Source organism: Pseudomonadota bacterium, from assembly GCA_011049115.1.
GTDB lineage: Bacteria > Desulfobacterota > Anaeroferrophillalia > Anaeroferrophillales > Tharpellaceae > DSCM01.
Genome location: DSCM01000024.1, coordinates 1 through 12,314, shown reverse-complemented (window position 1 = coordinate 12,314; position 12,314 = coordinate 1). Strand labels below are relative to the sequence as shown.

Below are 12,314 nucleotides of genomic sequence, written 5' to 3'. Positions count from 1 at the left end.
CGCATTCGGAGCGGTTACAGTGTGCCATCCTGTTGTCGCGAGATTCAAGCGTTAATACGAGCTCGCCAGGTTCGGTTTGACAAATAGTTTGACAGTCTCAAGTCAACCGGTTATAAAAGAGAAAGAGATTACGATATATAAATATCCTTTGCAGGTTTGCCGGCTGGTCGATGAACATGTTTCCGGTGTCGGTTTCAAGCTGTTGCGGGCAGCGCTTTAAGTAGATGTGGAGGTGACTTTTGGAAAGAGATCAGATCTGTTGTCGGGTTGCCGAAGTACTTAAGGTTCTGGGACACCCGGTACGTCTGCAGATTGTCCAGACCCTGTTGACTCAGGAAAGTTGTGTTAAAAATCTTTGGCATTGTCTGGAGCTTTCCCAGGCGACGGTTTCACAGCATCTTTCCGTGTTGAAAGGCAAAGGGATCGTGGATTCGGCCCGGGAAGGCGTGGCCATGCGTTATTGGGTTAGTGATGAGATCAGTAAGCTTCTGATTGGTACTTTAATGGAACACTTCGGCATGGATTGCCGACAGGCTGTTTCCGGATCCTGCGGAGAGGAGTTTCAGGATGCCGCTTTATGAATATGAGTGCCCGGTCTGCGGGGCCCGAATGGAATTTTTGCAGAAATTGGGGGCGGCCGGCGGGGAGCTGAAATGCCGCGGCTGCGGCCATCAGGGTTTGAACAAACTGGTTTCCGGGGCTTTGTTATGCGGCGTCAGTCGAAAAAACGCTTGTGCGATTCCATCTGGGCGAAAGAAATCCGCTTTCGCCTGAAACTGAAACCTGGAGCGGAAGGTCTTTCCGCTGTTTTATACCCATGCCGGTTTATATGATTTTGAGGCGTACCCCGTTGTTGTCGCTGTGGCGGCCGGGGTGGGCCGGAGTTATTCTCTTCCGCTTGATTCCTTCAGATCTAAAATCATTCTTCCATTGACATAGGGTCGGGTTTTATATTCGACCAGCTGCTCCATGTATTTGATGGTGTCGGCCATTCTCAGGCATTGTTTATGGATGGTGTCGAGACGTTTGCTCAACAGAGGCTCGCGGTTCCAGGTCGATTCGCTGTTAAGTAGTTCGATGGTGCCGATAACCGTGGTCAGAGGTTGCCTGAGTTCGTGGGCCACCGCCCCGGCGGTTTCAATCATGGCTGATTTTTTCTCGCTCTGAATCAGACGCTGCTGAATAAACTCCAGCTCCTTGTTTTTTTCGTCAACCAAACTCTCCAGGCTGCTGGTATATTGTCGATCCGCCGCGTCAAGGGTTTCGGTGGGGCTTAAATCTTCAATCAGGGCAATTATCTCAAGCTCTTCCAAACCTTTTTTTTTCGCCAAGCGGTCGATTTGAATGGAAAGCGAGCTCGGCTCACTTTCCGCGCCCGGATCGTCTCGCTTTACGGAAAAGGGCAGGGTTGGAGTTTTGGGGCTACCGGCCAGCAGATCATGCCAGATTTTACTGAATCCGGAAATGTCTTCCATGATCTCGGGCAATTTCTCTCCCATCAACTGCTTTCGGCGCAGCATGAAGGCGGCTAGCTGGTTGGCGAAAATGATTTCCCCGTAATGGTTGCAGATAATGATGCCGTAAGGCAGGTTCTGCAGGATAACTTGGCAGAACTCGCAGACTTGGGCTCGTTTTTCCGGCTTGGAGGAATTCATGGTTGGATTTTTTTTTAGATTAGAGTAAGATTCTGATTCGTCACTTGAATTACATAACTGTTTCCTGCATAAATGGCAAGAACAAGTTGTGCGCGAGTTGTGGACGGTCATTGCCGCGGAGCGCGGACCCAAAGAGGATGAGCCAGATGACGGATGAGGGAAAAAATAAAATTGAGGTGGCGGAAGCCAATCAGGGGAAAATCAATGGTTATTTCGGTGAGACGGTTAAGATTTCTCTGGGAACCGGAGCCACAAAACGATCGACGACCGGAGAAAATATCTATTTTGCCGAAGAATTGGCATCGGGTGAGATTCGCTTGAGTCTTTTAAATATGGCGGGGCAGCCGACCAGCATTACCGAAATTGTGGAACGGGATGTTTTTTTCCAGCGCTGTCAGCCCAAACCGGACTTTGTTTCCCCCAATAAGAGTGCGCGGTTTGAACAGCGGATTAAGGAAAAGGCTGACCGTCATGCTTCGCAGGGCAATCTTCATCTGCGGCGCAAGGAGTATAACAGTGCCGAGTTTGAATTTCAGTGTACCTTAAAGCTGGATGAAGACCATGTCAGGGCCAATTACGGGTTGGCCAAACTCCATTTGGAGAAGGGCGAAGATGATCAGGCCCGGGAAATCCTCGAAAAGATCACCCATATCGATGCTCTTTTTGAGGAAGAAAACAAGCATGTTTTTAACGAGTTCGGCATTGATCTGCGTCGGATGAAGATGTTTGACCAGGCTTTGGACAGCTATCGCAAAGCCCTGGAGATTAGTGATCAGGATCCGGTTTTGCTCTTCAATATGGCCCGTGCCCTGATCGACAAGAAAGCCTGGAGTGAGGCTGTGACCATGCTGGAAAGGGCGCTGACCTTGAAAAATGACTTTCCCGAGGCTCAGTTGCTGCTGTCTAAACTGAGTCAGAAACTGGAAACCAAAGTTGACTGAATGGAAATCCCGGAAAATTTCGCATCCTTGCCGGTCGTTGATTTTTTTTATGCCGCTTTAGAACGTTGTCGTCTGGATCAGTTCCTGGTCGAAAGCCGGCCGGAACTTTCCCGCAGTCGTCTTCAGAGTCTGGTTCGTTGCGGAGCGGTCCTGGTCAACGGGGCACCGGCAAAAATTTCATGTCAACTCAAGACCGGCGACAGGATCAGCCTGCGGATTCCGGCGCCGATTCCCTTGTCAATGCAGGCCCAATGCCTGCCTCTGGAGATCGTTTTCGAGGATCCTTTTCTGTTGGTGGTCAATAAAGCGGCCGGAATGGTTGTTCATCCGGCGGCGGGCAACCCCGACGGTACCTTGGTCAACGCCCTGCTGTATCACTGTCATGATCTGGCTGGAATCGGCGGGGTGCAGCGGCCGGGGATTGTCCATCGTCTGGATCGGGATACTTCGGGCTTGCTGGTGGTGGCCAAGGACGATGCAACCCATCAGGGGCTGGCCGAGCAGTTTAAAGCGCACAGTATTGTCAGGGAATATCGCGCTTTGGTTTATGGCCGGTTGCTGCCGTTGCGCGGTTTTTTCGCCTCAGCTATCGGACGCCATCCTCGGCAGCGCCAGAAGATGGCGGTGGTTTCTCGAGGCGGTAAAGCGGCCCGGACTAACTTTAAGGTTCTGCATTATTATCCGGAGGCCGATTGCAGCTGGCTTTCCCTGCGTCTTGAAACCGGACGCACGCACCAGATTCGGGTGCATTTGAGTGAGGCCGGTTTTCCTCTGGTTGGCGATCAGACCTATTGCCGCAAAGGGGTGAAAAAAAAGTCGTGTCTGGCGCCCGCCGGGGCTTTGCTTACCGCCTTTTCCCGGCAGGCGCTGCATGCCGGTAGGCTTGGTTTTTGTCACCCGCAGACCGGCGCCTATCTGGAGTTTAAGAGCCCGCCGCCGGCGGATCTCGAAACGTTGCTGCAGGCTCTGGGTGACTTGGGGGCAAAAACTGAAAACCGAAGTGGATTATCCTTTCAGGCTTGACAATCAATCAGGGCCTGCTTACTTTAGCGTGGCGCGACATCCGCAGGTGGTCGCCGGTTTTACTTTGCGGTCTGGTGGTTTCAGTACCGGGCCTTTTGCGGCGGCTAACCTGGGTTACCGGATTGGTGATCAGGAAAGCCAGGTCAGGCGTAATCGTGAAGCCCTGCTGGCGAAGCTCGGCGGGGGGGCTTTCCGCTCCCTGGTGACCGTGCGGCAGGTTCACGGGTGCCATTGTCTGGTGGTCGATGGCGGCCAGTCTTCCGGTGATCTCGGGCAGTTTGAGGCGGATGCGCTGGTGACGGGTGTCCCCGGAATCCTGCTTGGCGTTCTGACGGCCGACTGTCTGCCTCTGATCCTGGTGGACCGCCGCCGGCGAGCCGTGGCCGTGGTTCATGCCGGCTGGCGGGGCCTGGTCAGGGGGGTGGTTCTGGAGGCGCTTCGGGAAATGCAGCTGCGTTTTGCGGTGCCCATTGCGGAACTTGAGGTTTATGTGGGGCCGGCGATTGGTTCTTGCTGTTTTGCGGTCGGAAGCGAGGTTCTGGATATTTTTCGCCGGCTTCCGGAGCTTGAGGGGCGGACGCATTGGTATGCGCGGCGGTCCTCCGGCTGGTATCTTGATTTGCTGGCGGTGCAGCGCGCGCAGCTGTTTGCCGCCGGGGTTGTGGAGGAGCATTTTTATGCCCTGGATCTGTGCACCTGCTGCCATGATTTCTGCTTCTCCTACCGTCGTGATCATGGTATAAGCGGCCGCCAGATGGCTTTTGTCGGACTTCTGCCGACTTGATTAAAGGTCGGAAGGACGTCGCTTACCGCTTCCTCTTTATCGTTCTGAGAGCGGCTGGTTAAAGATGTGACATGCAGAGTGTTGGTCGTTTCAAGATTTTTTTGACCGCAGCGGAATTTCCGGCGGTCAAAACCAGGACTTCGCCAAACCGAGAAGAGAGAATTGCCGATGTATGTTTTTAGTAATCTGCTGATCGCCGTGGCCAGAATCCTAGATGTTGTTTTGAGTATTTATCTCTGGATCGTTATTATCAGAGCTCTGCTCTCCTGGGTTAATCCTGACCCCTACAATCCGATTGTGCGTTTTCTGTACCAGGTCACGGAACCGGTTTTTTATCGAATCAGACGCTGGTTCCCCTGGACCGCCATGGGGGGAATTGATTTTTCGCCGATGCTGATCATGCTGGCGATTTTTTTTCTCCAGTCCTTTTTGGTCCAGACCCTGATGCAGTTTGCGTATTCCCTGGCGCCTTAGTTGGATGGTCGATACCTGATGAGCCGGTTATGGTTTCAGGAGAACAAGGACGGGGTCGTTTTCCGGGTGCATGTGCAGCCGCGGTCGTCTCGTAATCGTTTGCTTGGGCGGCATGGGGAGGCGCTTAAAATTTCGTTGACGGCTCCGCCGGTAGAGGGTGCCGCTAACCGGCTTTGTCGCGAATTTGTGGCTGAGTTGCTGGGTTTGTCGAAAAGCCAGGTCGAGGTGGTTGCCGGTTTGAAGTCCAGGCTTAAAACTATCCAGGTCGAGACCTTGAGCGGCGCAGAGTTGCTTCGCCGCTGTGAAATTGCGGAGAGTCTGAACGGGTGTACCCTGATGGCAGAAGCTCCCCGGCGCCCGAAGGCCGGGGGAAATGATAACTGAAACCCTTGATTTTTATTTTATGGGAGCAGAGGTAGGAAGCTATGCCGATTTACGAGTATCAGTGTGAAGGATGTGAATATCAATTTGACATTATGCAGAAGATCAACGATGCCCCGCTTACGGATTGTCCCGAGTGCGGCGGCACGTTACGCAAGCTGGTTTCCTCGACCACTTTTATTTTGAAGGGCGGCGGTTGGTACGCGACCGATTACGGCAAGAACCGGACTTCTCAGGAGAGTAAACCCGCAGAGCCTCCGAAGGCGGCCAAGGAGGAAGCCGCGGCGGTTTGAGAGGCGCAGCGGTCTTAATAAACGGAGCGATAAGAGAGCAGATATTCAAAAGTGGCGGTAATTGTCAGGGTTTCGCTCTCCATCCTGGCCGGCAGGGGAGGGAATGGCGCGGCATTGCGCACGGCCCGCACGGCTTCAGAATCAAGCAGGTCGACTCCGGATGAACGCAGAACCGTAACCTCGGCCAGAGAACCATTCTTGTTGATGACGAAGCGGATCAGCAGATGCCCCTGAACGCCGGCCTGGCGAGCCGCGAACGGGTATTCCCAGACCAGTTCGATCTTACGCTTCAAGGCCAGATAATAAGAGTGAAACTTGTAATCCAGGGTGTTGAGTGAAAGTTCTCTGGTTTCTTTCAACCGGTTCGGAAGCCGGGGCTGCTGGCGGCCGTCTGGTTGCGATTTTTCCAGACTCTGTTCTTCGTTGAATCTGGTGAGCTCTTCGAAAGAGGGAAATAATTTTTTGATTTCCGGCAGTGGTTTCTCAGTTTCCCGGCGGGGTTCGGTTTTCGGCGTTGGTGCCGGCTTAGGCTTTTGGGCCAACGTTTCCTGAGGCTGGTCCGGGAGGCGGGTGGCGGTTTCGGCGGCCGGAACCTCCGGTTTGTGTACGGGGACTTTCGGCGCCGCTTTCTGCGGTCGGGGTTGCGGGGCCGGTTTGGGGGTCGGCGCCGGGCTGGAAACGGGACTTTCCTTGCTTCTGCTTTCCGCTTCCGTTTTCAGATTGCGGTCGGCGAGGAAACTGGGTTTTGGTGGTGGTTCAACCGCCTCTGGTTCTTTTTGTGGCGGCAGCTCAATAATCTGTACCGGAATCTCTTTCTTTTCCTTTTCCCGCAGAGCCTGCATGGCCTTGAGCGCTGGTTGCCAGTCGCGCAGGGAGAACACCAGGGCGCAATGCAGAAGCAAAGAGAGGATGACAAAGATAAGGAGATAGTGAGGTTCTTTTCTTTCCGGCAAAGGTCTTGTTTCCCGTGCAATCTGATAGTGCTTGTTTCACAATGAGTCGTCACTGAAGGCGCGTTTAAGTACTCTAACGATTTGTAAAAAGTCAAGCCGGGCGAAATTATATTTGTCTAATGCGGGAATAATCCCGCAACCCAAATGATTTTTCACGGCCCGCAAATAAGTACTCTGATCAGAACATTTTCTTGTTTTTGTGGTTGAAGAAAATGTTGAAAAAAACAAGAAAATAACCTGTAAGATACTAATTGAGGGAAGGGGCTCTCGCGGAAAGCGGTTTTTTATGGTGAAGCTGCGGTCTCTGTTTTTGCGCCATCTGGAGTCTGAACGACAACTCTCTCCCCACACCATTCGGGCCTATGCTTCCGACCTTGAGCAATGCCACAGTTTTCTTCTTGAAAACTACGCTTTCGCTGATCCGGACAGTTCCTTTGAGGAGACACTCTGGTTTCAGGTCAGGGAAAGTCATCTGCAAAGCTTTATTCGGGCCCGCATGCAACTGGACGGGGCGACCACGGTCAGTCGCAAACTAGTGGCCATAAAAACCTTTTTCGTTTATCTTGGCAGTCGCCATGGCCTGAGCGAGAATCCAGCCGCTCTTTTACGAGCTCCGCGCCATCGGCGCCGGCTGCCGGTCTGTCTTGAGGAAGAGGAGGTCGCCCGCTTGCTTTCCTCGATCCCGGGCCAGGACGAACTCAAACTCAGAGACTGCGCGATTCTCGAACTGATGTATGCCTGCGGGTTGCGGGTTTCCGAGGTGGTCGGACTTGATTTCGCCTGTCTGCGCGTCAACGATGGCGTAATCCGGGTGCGGGGCAAGGGCCGCAAGGAAAGAATGGTGCCCCTGGGCCAGATAGCGCTGCGGGCGCTGGAAAAATATCTGGCTCGGCGCGGTAAAGCCCGGCCTGATGCCGGGGAAGCGGTGTTTCTCAATTCCAGGGGAGGTCGTCTGACGTCCCGTTCGGTTTCCGGTATGGTCAAGCGTTATGGCTTGGAAATCGGTTTGCGCAAGCCTTTGACGCCGCACGCCATGCGCCACTCCTTTGCTACTCACCTTCTGCAGAATGGCGCCGATCTACGAGCTATTCAGGAACTTCTCGGGCACAGTTCCCTATCCACGACACAGCGCTATACCCATGTCGATGTGAAAAGGCTGCTCGAGGTTTACGATCGTGCTCATCCTCTGGCCAAAGGCGAAGAACGAAAGTTGGAGTAGTTTTTTTGCAGGAGCATGGAACTTGAAAAACTCGTAACAACCCTTGAAAATCGCGAAAAACAGGATGGCACGGTAGCCGCTCCAGCTGCAAGGCGCTTAGAAACCCAAGGCCTGCGGCGTAGATAAAGGTACGTCGCGGGGATGCTCGTCCGGCCCTGGACGGGAAGGTTGCTTCGCGAACAAGCCGCAGGCGTGGTCGCGAAGCCATCAAAATTCAATTGCTTTAACAGCGGAGTGATCCGAGTCAGGAGCTAAAATGTTCAGAGGTACAACCATTCTGGCGGTCAGGAGTAATGATCAGGTGGCCATGGGCGGCGACGGGCAGGTAACGCTTGGGGATACGGTCATGAAACACGGCGCCCGCAAGGTGCGCTGGCTTTTCGATAATCAGGTGCTGGCCGGCTTTGCCGGTTCGACGGCGGATGCTTTTACCCTGTTTGAGCGCTTTGAGGAAAAACTGGATCTGTATAACGGCAACCTGACCCGGGCGGCGGTCGAAATGGCCAAGGACTGGCGTATGGACAAGATGCTGCGGCGTCTTGAGGCCCTGTTGATTGTTGCTGACGAGGAACATACTTTCGTGCTCTCGGGTAATGGGGATGTGATTGAGCCCGATGACAACGTCGTGGCGATTGGTTCGGGAGCTCCTTACGCCGAAGCCGCCGCTCGGGCCATGTTGCGCCATTCCTCGCTGGCCTGTCCGGAGATTGTTCGGGAAGCGATGAAAATCACGGCAGAAATCTGTATCTACACCAATGATCGCTTAACCCTGGAAATTTTGCCGAAAGAGCCGGCAAAGGAGGAAAAAAGCTGAATGTCGACTTTAACCCCGAAAGAAATAGTCGTGGAACTGGATAAATATATTGTCGGTCAGGATGATGCCAAACGGGCCGTGGCGATTGCCCTGAGAAATCGCTGGCGCCGACAGCAGGTCGACCCGCTTTTACGGGACGAAATCGCGCCCAAGAATATTATCATGATCGGGCCGACCGGGGTCGGCAAGACCGAGATCGCCCGGCGTCTGGCCAAGCTTGCCCGGGCTCCCTTTATCAAACTCGAAGCTTCCAAATTCACCGAAGTAGGTTATGTGGGACGCGATGTCGAATCAATCATTCGTGACCTGACGGAATTGGCGGTGACCATGGTCAAGCAGGAAGAGACGGAAATTGTCGGCGCCAAGGCTCGTGAAATTGCCGAAGAACTGCTTCTGGATCTGCTGCTGCCGCCGGTACAGGCTCGCGAGGAGGAGGTTTCCGAGGCGGTAGTTGAAGTCACGGTGGACAGCCGTTTCGACAACTCCGAATCGGTCCGGGCGCCGGATGCTTCGGCTGCCGACCGGCAGGCGGAGCGGCAGCATAAAACCAGGGAAAAATTGCGTAAGCTTTTTCGCCAGGGAAAGCTCGATGAGCGCACCGTAAACCTTGAGATCACCCAGCAGATGACACCGGTGGTCGAGATTTTTTCCGCCGGAGGTTTTGAGGAGATGGATATCAACCTTAAGGATATGTTTGAAAATCTGATGCCCAAACAGACCAAGAAGAAAAAGGTCAGGGTCCCGGAGGCCTATGAGATTTTGATCGAGCGCGAAGCTCAGCGCATGGTTGACATGGACAAGGTGGTCAGCGAGGCCAAGAAGCGGGTCGAGCAGAATGGCATTGTTTTTCTCGATGAACTCGACAAGGTCGTGGGCCGCGAGGGGACCTCGACGCCGGATGTCTCGCGCGAGGGGGTCCAGCGCGACCTGTTGCCGATTGTTGAAGGTTCATCGGTCAATACCAAGTACGGTATCGTCAAGACCGACCATATTCTGTTTATTGCCGCCGGGGCCTTTCACGGCAGTAAGCCGTCCGATCTGATTCCCGAGTTGCAGGGTCGTTTCCCGATTAGGGTTGAGCTTGATTCGCTTGACCGGGATGATTTTATCCGCATTCTCAAGGAACCGGAAAACGCTCTGATTCGGCAGTACGTCGAACTCATGAAAACCGAGGGGGTTACCCTTGAAATCGGCGACGATGCGATTGAACAGCTGGCCGAAATTGCCTGTCTGGTCAATGACAAGCATGAAAACATCGGCGCCCGGCGTCTGCATACGGTGCTCGAATGCCTGCTGGACGAGGTTTCTTTTAATGCCTCCGAGATGAATGGCGTGACCGTCAAGATCGATGCCGACGAGGTTCGTCGCAAGCTCGATGATGTGGTCGAGGACGAGGATCTGGGACGTTACATTCTGTAAGCTGGCGGGGCTTGCGTGGCTTGCATGTCGAATCGCGAAGCCAAAATTTCAGTCTGGAAGCGGAAACTATGGAAAAATATTTGCAGAAAGCCGCGATTTTAAGCGAATCGCTACCGTATATTAAAAAGTTTTACGGCAAGACCCTGGTTATCAAATATGGCGGGCATGCCATGGTCGATGAAAACCTGCAGGAATCCTTTGCCCGGGATGTCGTGTTGCTGAAATTTATCGGTATCAATCCGGTGATTGTGCATGGCGGCGGGCCGCAGATCGGCAAGGTGCTGGAAAGAATGGGGATTAAAAGTTCCTTTGTTCAGGGCATGCGGGTGACCGACCAGGACACCATGGATGTGGTTGAAATGGTGCTGGTCGGCAAGGTCAATAAAAACATTGTCAACCTGATCAATCAGCATGGCGGCAATGCCGTGGGCCTGAGTGGTAAGGATGGTTGCCTGCTGCAGGCCGAGAAACTGCTGATGTACGATACCCCGAAAGCCGATCAGCCGCCGGAAATTATCGATGTCGGCAAGGTTGGCCGGGTGGATCGGGTCAATCCGGAAATTCTCAGACGTCTGGATGAATCTGGTTTCATTCCGGTGATTGCCCCCGTCGGGGTTGATGCCGCCGGGGAAACCTATAATATCAATGCCGATCTGGTTGCCGGCGCGGTGGCGTCGGCCCTGCGGGCCGAAAAGCTGGTGCTGCTGACCGATGTGCCCGGCGTCAGCAATGGTGAGGGAGAGCTGGTCAGCAGTCTGAATCGGCCGGAGGTTGAAGCCATGGTCGCGAGCGGGGTTATCAAGGGCGGCATGCTGCCCAAGATTGCCTGCTGTCTCGATGCCCTGGCGGCGGGCGTGGCCAAGGCCCATATCATCGACGGTCGGCAGCCGCATTGTCTGTTGCTGGAGATCTTTACCCCGGAAGGGGTCGGCACCGAGATTCGAGTCTGAGATGGAGCTGCTTGCCGGTCGTCATCAGATTGTCCTGCCCTGTTCGCCCGGCGTCGCTCCGTTTCTCGCTCGTGAGTTGCGGGAATTGAAACTGCCGGTTATCGAGGAACGCGCCACCTCGGTCACGACCAAAGGCGATTTTGCCGTGCTTCTGCAGCTTAACCTCAGTCTGCGAACCGGCCAGCGGGTTTTATGGCGCCTGGCTTCATTCAAGGCTGAAGATCCGGACCAGCTTTATGCCGGGCTGCTGCCTTTGACCTGGGAGGAACTGGTGTCTGCGGAGGGCTATTTCTCCGTAACTTCAGTGGTTGACAACCCGACTATTAAAGACAGTCGTTTTGCCAATCTGCGGGTCAAGGACGCGATTGTCGATCGACTGCGCCGGTGTCGCGGTCGGCGCCCCGACACCGGCCCGCGTCGGGACCGGCTGGTTTTCCACCTGTTCTGGCAGCAGGATCAGGTTAAAATCTATCTTGACAGCTCCGGCCCGACCCTGGCCCAGCGAGGTTACCGGCTTGATCCCGGCAAGGCCCCGTTGCGCGAGACGTTGGCTGCCGCCTTGGTCATGGCTTCGAACTGGGACGGTCACGGCGCCTTTATCAACCCCATGTGCGGCAGCGGCACGCTGGCGATTGAAGCCGCCCTGCTGGCCCAGAACCGGGTTCCCGGCCTGTTGCGCCGGCATTATGCTTTTCAGTCGCTGGCGGGCTATAAAAATATGGAACTGCTTCGTCTGCAGGCCGAGGCCCGGCGGCGCGCGCGTCCGGGGCGTAAACTCCGCATCATTGCCACCGACATCGATCCGCGGATCATCAAGGTGGCCCAGGCCAACGCCGCCCGCGCCGAGGTTGCGGAAGTGATCGAATTTCAAACCTGTGATTTTGCCGAAACCCCGGTGCCGCCAGGCGGCGGCGTCATTTTCTGCAATCCTGAGTATGGGGTGCGGCTGGGCTCGGAAACGGAACTGAGGGCTACTTATCGTCGTTTCGGTGATTTTCTCAAACGCAAAGGCGCCGGCTATGAAGCCTTTATTTTCAGCGGCAACCGCCGCCTTATGCAAGAGGTCGGGCTGCGGGCCGAGCACCACTGGTTTTTTGATAATGGCGGTATCGCCTGTGAGTTGGCGTCCTATCCCCTGTATGCCGGCCGAAAGGAGAATTCCGGGGCGGACACAAAGAGCGAAGGCCAAGCGGATTTGATCGGCCCTTAAATCCCGCTTGACAGCGGCCCGGTTTTTTTGTTAATAGCCGAGACCTCGCCGGAGTGGTGAAACAGGTAGACGCACGGGACTCAAAATCCCGCGGGGGCAACCCCGTGTCGGTTCGATTCCGACCTCCGGCACCATCGATAACAAACAAGGGGTTACGATCATCTGGTCGTAACCCCTTGTTTTCATCGATGGTTGGTG

Annotated in this window: 15 protein-coding genes and 1 tRNA gene; 14 read left to right on the top strand and 2 right to left on the bottom strand. The window is 54.6% G+C overall.

Features of this window, described 5'->3' with window-relative positions; translation table 11 throughout:
• The first annotated feature begins 239 nt into the window (after positions 1-239).
• Complete coding sequence (locus ENN66_02135; protein ID HDS15418.1) at positions 240-581, top strand: transcriptional regulator; 342 nt, start codon at positions 240-242, stop codon at positions 579-581.
• On the top strand, positions 568-774 hold the full coding sequence (locus ENN66_02130) for a zinc ribbon domain-containing protein (GenBank protein ID HDS15417.1): 207 nt from the start codon (positions 568-570) through the stop codon (positions 772-774). Before ENN66_02135 ends, ENN66_02130 begins: the two co-directional genes overlap by 14 nt.
• Before the next feature lie 110 nt (positions 775-884).
• Here the strand turns inward: ENN66_02130 and ENN66_02125 are convergent, their stop codons facing one another.
• Positions 885-1,766 (bottom strand): hypothetical protein, encoded by an 882-nt coding sequence (locus tag ENN66_02125; GenBank protein ID HDS15416.1) that lies wholly within the window; start codon positions 1,764-1,766, stop codon positions 885-887.
• A gap of 26 nt (positions 1,767-1,792) precedes the next feature.
• Here ENN66_02125 and ENN66_02120 point away from each other — a divergent pair, with 26 nt between their 5' ends.
• The 6 genes from ENN66_02120 to ENN66_02095 all read left to right on the top strand — a co-directional run bounded on the left by ENN66_02120 (position 1,793) and on the right by ENN66_02095 (position 5,551).
• Entirely contained in the window at positions 1,793-2,596 is an 804-nt protein-coding gene (locus ENN66_02120; protein HDS15415.1) for a tetratricopeptide repeat protein, read from the top strand.
• On the top strand, positions 2,597-3,619 hold the full coding sequence (locus ENN66_02115) for an RluA family pseudouridine synthase (GenBank protein HDS15414.1): 1,023 nt from the start codon (positions 2,597-2,599) through the stop codon (positions 3,617-3,619).
• Positions 3,468-4,403: a peptidoglycan editing factor PgeF gene (pgeF, locus tag ENN66_02110; protein HDS15413.1), complete on the top strand. Its 936-nt coding sequence runs from the start codon at positions 3,468-3,470 to the stop codon at positions 4,401-4,403. Before ENN66_02115 ends, pgeF begins: the two co-directional genes overlap by 152 nt.
• Positions 4,404-4,571: 168 nt before the next feature.
• Positions 4,572-4,877 carry a YggT family protein gene (locus ENN66_02105; protein ID HDS15412.1) on the top strand — a complete coding sequence of 102 codons (306 nt, stop codon included), beginning with the start codon at positions 4,572-4,574 and terminating at the stop codon, positions 4,875-4,877.
• Between the two features lie 18 nt (positions 4,878-4,895).
• A complete protein-coding gene (locus ENN66_02100; GenBank protein HDS15411.1) occupies positions 4,896-5,261 on the top strand; it encodes a YggU family protein in 366 nt (121 codons plus the stop codon).
• Between the two features lie 41 nt (positions 5,262-5,302).
• Positions 5,303-5,551, top strand: coding sequence for a zinc ribbon domain-containing protein (locus ENN66_02095; protein ID HDS15410.1), 249 nt, complete (start codon positions 5,303-5,305; stop codon positions 5,549-5,551).
• 14 nt (positions 5,552-5,565) lie between these two features.
• Here the strand turns inward: ENN66_02095 and ENN66_02090 are convergent, their stop codons facing one another.
• Positions 5,566-6,504 carry a TonB family protein gene (locus ENN66_02090; GenBank protein ID HDS15409.1) on the bottom strand — a complete coding sequence of 313 codons (939 nt, stop codon included), beginning with the start codon at positions 6,502-6,504 and terminating at the stop codon, positions 5,566-5,568.
• A gap of 286 nt (positions 6,505-6,790) precedes the next feature.
• Between ENN66_02090 and ENN66_02085 the strand changes: the two genes are divergently transcribed.
• The 6 genes from ENN66_02085 (at position 6,791) to ENN66_02060 (ending at position 12,250) form a co-directional block, all read left to right on the top strand.
• Positions 6,791-7,723 (top strand): tyrosine recombinase XerC, encoded by a 933-nt coding sequence (locus ENN66_02085; GenBank protein ID HDS15408.1) that lies wholly within the window; start codon positions 6,791-6,793, stop codon positions 7,721-7,723.
• Positions 7,724-7,979: 256 nt separating this feature from the next.
• Positions 7,980-8,537, top strand: coding sequence for an ATP-dependent protease subunit HslV (hslV, locus tag ENN66_02080; GenBank protein HDS15407.1), 558 nt, complete (start codon positions 7,980-7,982; stop codon positions 8,535-8,537).
• Positions 8,538-9,956: an ATP-dependent protease ATPase subunit HslU gene (gene hslU / locus ENN66_02075; GenBank protein ID HDS15406.1), complete on the top strand. Its 1,419-nt coding sequence runs from the start codon at positions 8,538-8,540 to the stop codon at positions 9,954-9,956.
• Between the two features lie 68 nt (positions 9,957-10,024).
• The gene (gene argB, locus ENN66_02070; GenBank protein HDS15405.1) at positions 10,025-10,906 is read left to right on the top strand and encodes an acetylglutamate kinase; all 882 of its coding nucleotides are present in this window, start codon (positions 10,025-10,027) and stop codon (positions 10,904-10,906) included.
• Positions 10,794-12,116 (top strand): class I SAM-dependent RNA methyltransferase, encoded by a 1,323-nt coding sequence (locus ENN66_02065; GenBank protein HDS15404.1) that lies wholly within the window; start codon positions 10,794-10,796, stop codon positions 12,114-12,116. Before argB ends, ENN66_02065 begins: the two co-directional genes overlap by 113 nt.
• A 47-nt stretch (positions 12,117-12,163) precedes the next feature.
• A tRNA-Leu gene (locus tag ENN66_02060) sits at positions 12,164-12,250 on the top strand.
• Positions 12,251-12,314: the final 64 nt, after the last annotated feature.

What these genes read in the sequence shown, in the direction of transcription:
- ENN66_02130 (HDS15417.1), top strand. Translation starts at nt 568, where the DNA reads ATGCCGCTTTATGAATATGAGTGCCCGGTCTGCGGGGCCCGAATGGAA.
- ENN66_02105 (HDS15412.1), top strand. Translation starts at nt 4,572, where the DNA reads ATGTATGTTTTTAGTAATCTGCTGATCGCCGTGGCCAGAATCCTAGAT.
- ENN66_02115 (HDS15414.1), top strand. Translation starts at nt 2,597, where the DNA reads ATGGAAATCCCGGAAAATTTCGCATCCTTGCCGGTCGTTGATTTTTTT.
- ENN66_02085 (HDS15408.1), top strand. Translation starts at nt 6,791, where the DNA reads ATGGTGAAGCTGCGGTCTCTGTTTTTGCGCCATCTGGAGTCTGAACGA.
- ENN66_02095 (HDS15410.1), top strand. Translation starts at nt 5,303, where the DNA reads ATGCCGATTTACGAGTATCAGTGTGAAGGATGTGAATATCAATTTGAC.
- ENN66_02065 (HDS15404.1), top strand. Translation starts at nt 10,794, where the DNA reads ATGCCCTGGCGGCGGGCGTGGCCAAGGCCCATATCATCGACGGTCGGC.
- ENN66_02125 (HDS15416.1), bottom strand. Translation starts at nt 1,766, where the DNA reads ATGACCGTCCACAACTCGCGCACAACTTGTTCTTGCCATTTATGCAGG.
- hslV (HDS15407.1), top strand. Translation starts at nt 7,980, where the DNA reads ATGTTCAGAGGTACAACCATTCTGGCGGTCAGGAGTAATGATCAGGTG.
- hslU (HDS15406.1), top strand. Translation starts at nt 8,538, where the DNA reads ATGTCGACTTTAACCCCGAAAGAAATAGTCGTGGAACTGGATAAATAT.
- ENN66_02120 (HDS15415.1), top strand. Translation starts at nt 1,793, where the DNA reads ATGAGCCAGATGACGGATGAGGGAAAAAATAAAATTGAGGTGGCGGAA.
- ENN66_02100 (HDS15411.1), top strand. Translation starts at nt 4,896, where the DNA reads ATGAGCCGGTTATGGTTTCAGGAGAACAAGGACGGGGTCGTTTTCCGG.
- argB (HDS15405.1), top strand. Translation starts at nt 10,025, where the DNA reads ATGGAAAAATATTTGCAGAAAGCCGCGATTTTAAGCGAATCGCTACCG.
- pgeF (HDS15413.1), top strand. Translation starts at nt 3,468, where the DNA reads ATGCCGGTAGGCTTGGTTTTTGTCACCCGCAGACCGGCGCCTATCTGG.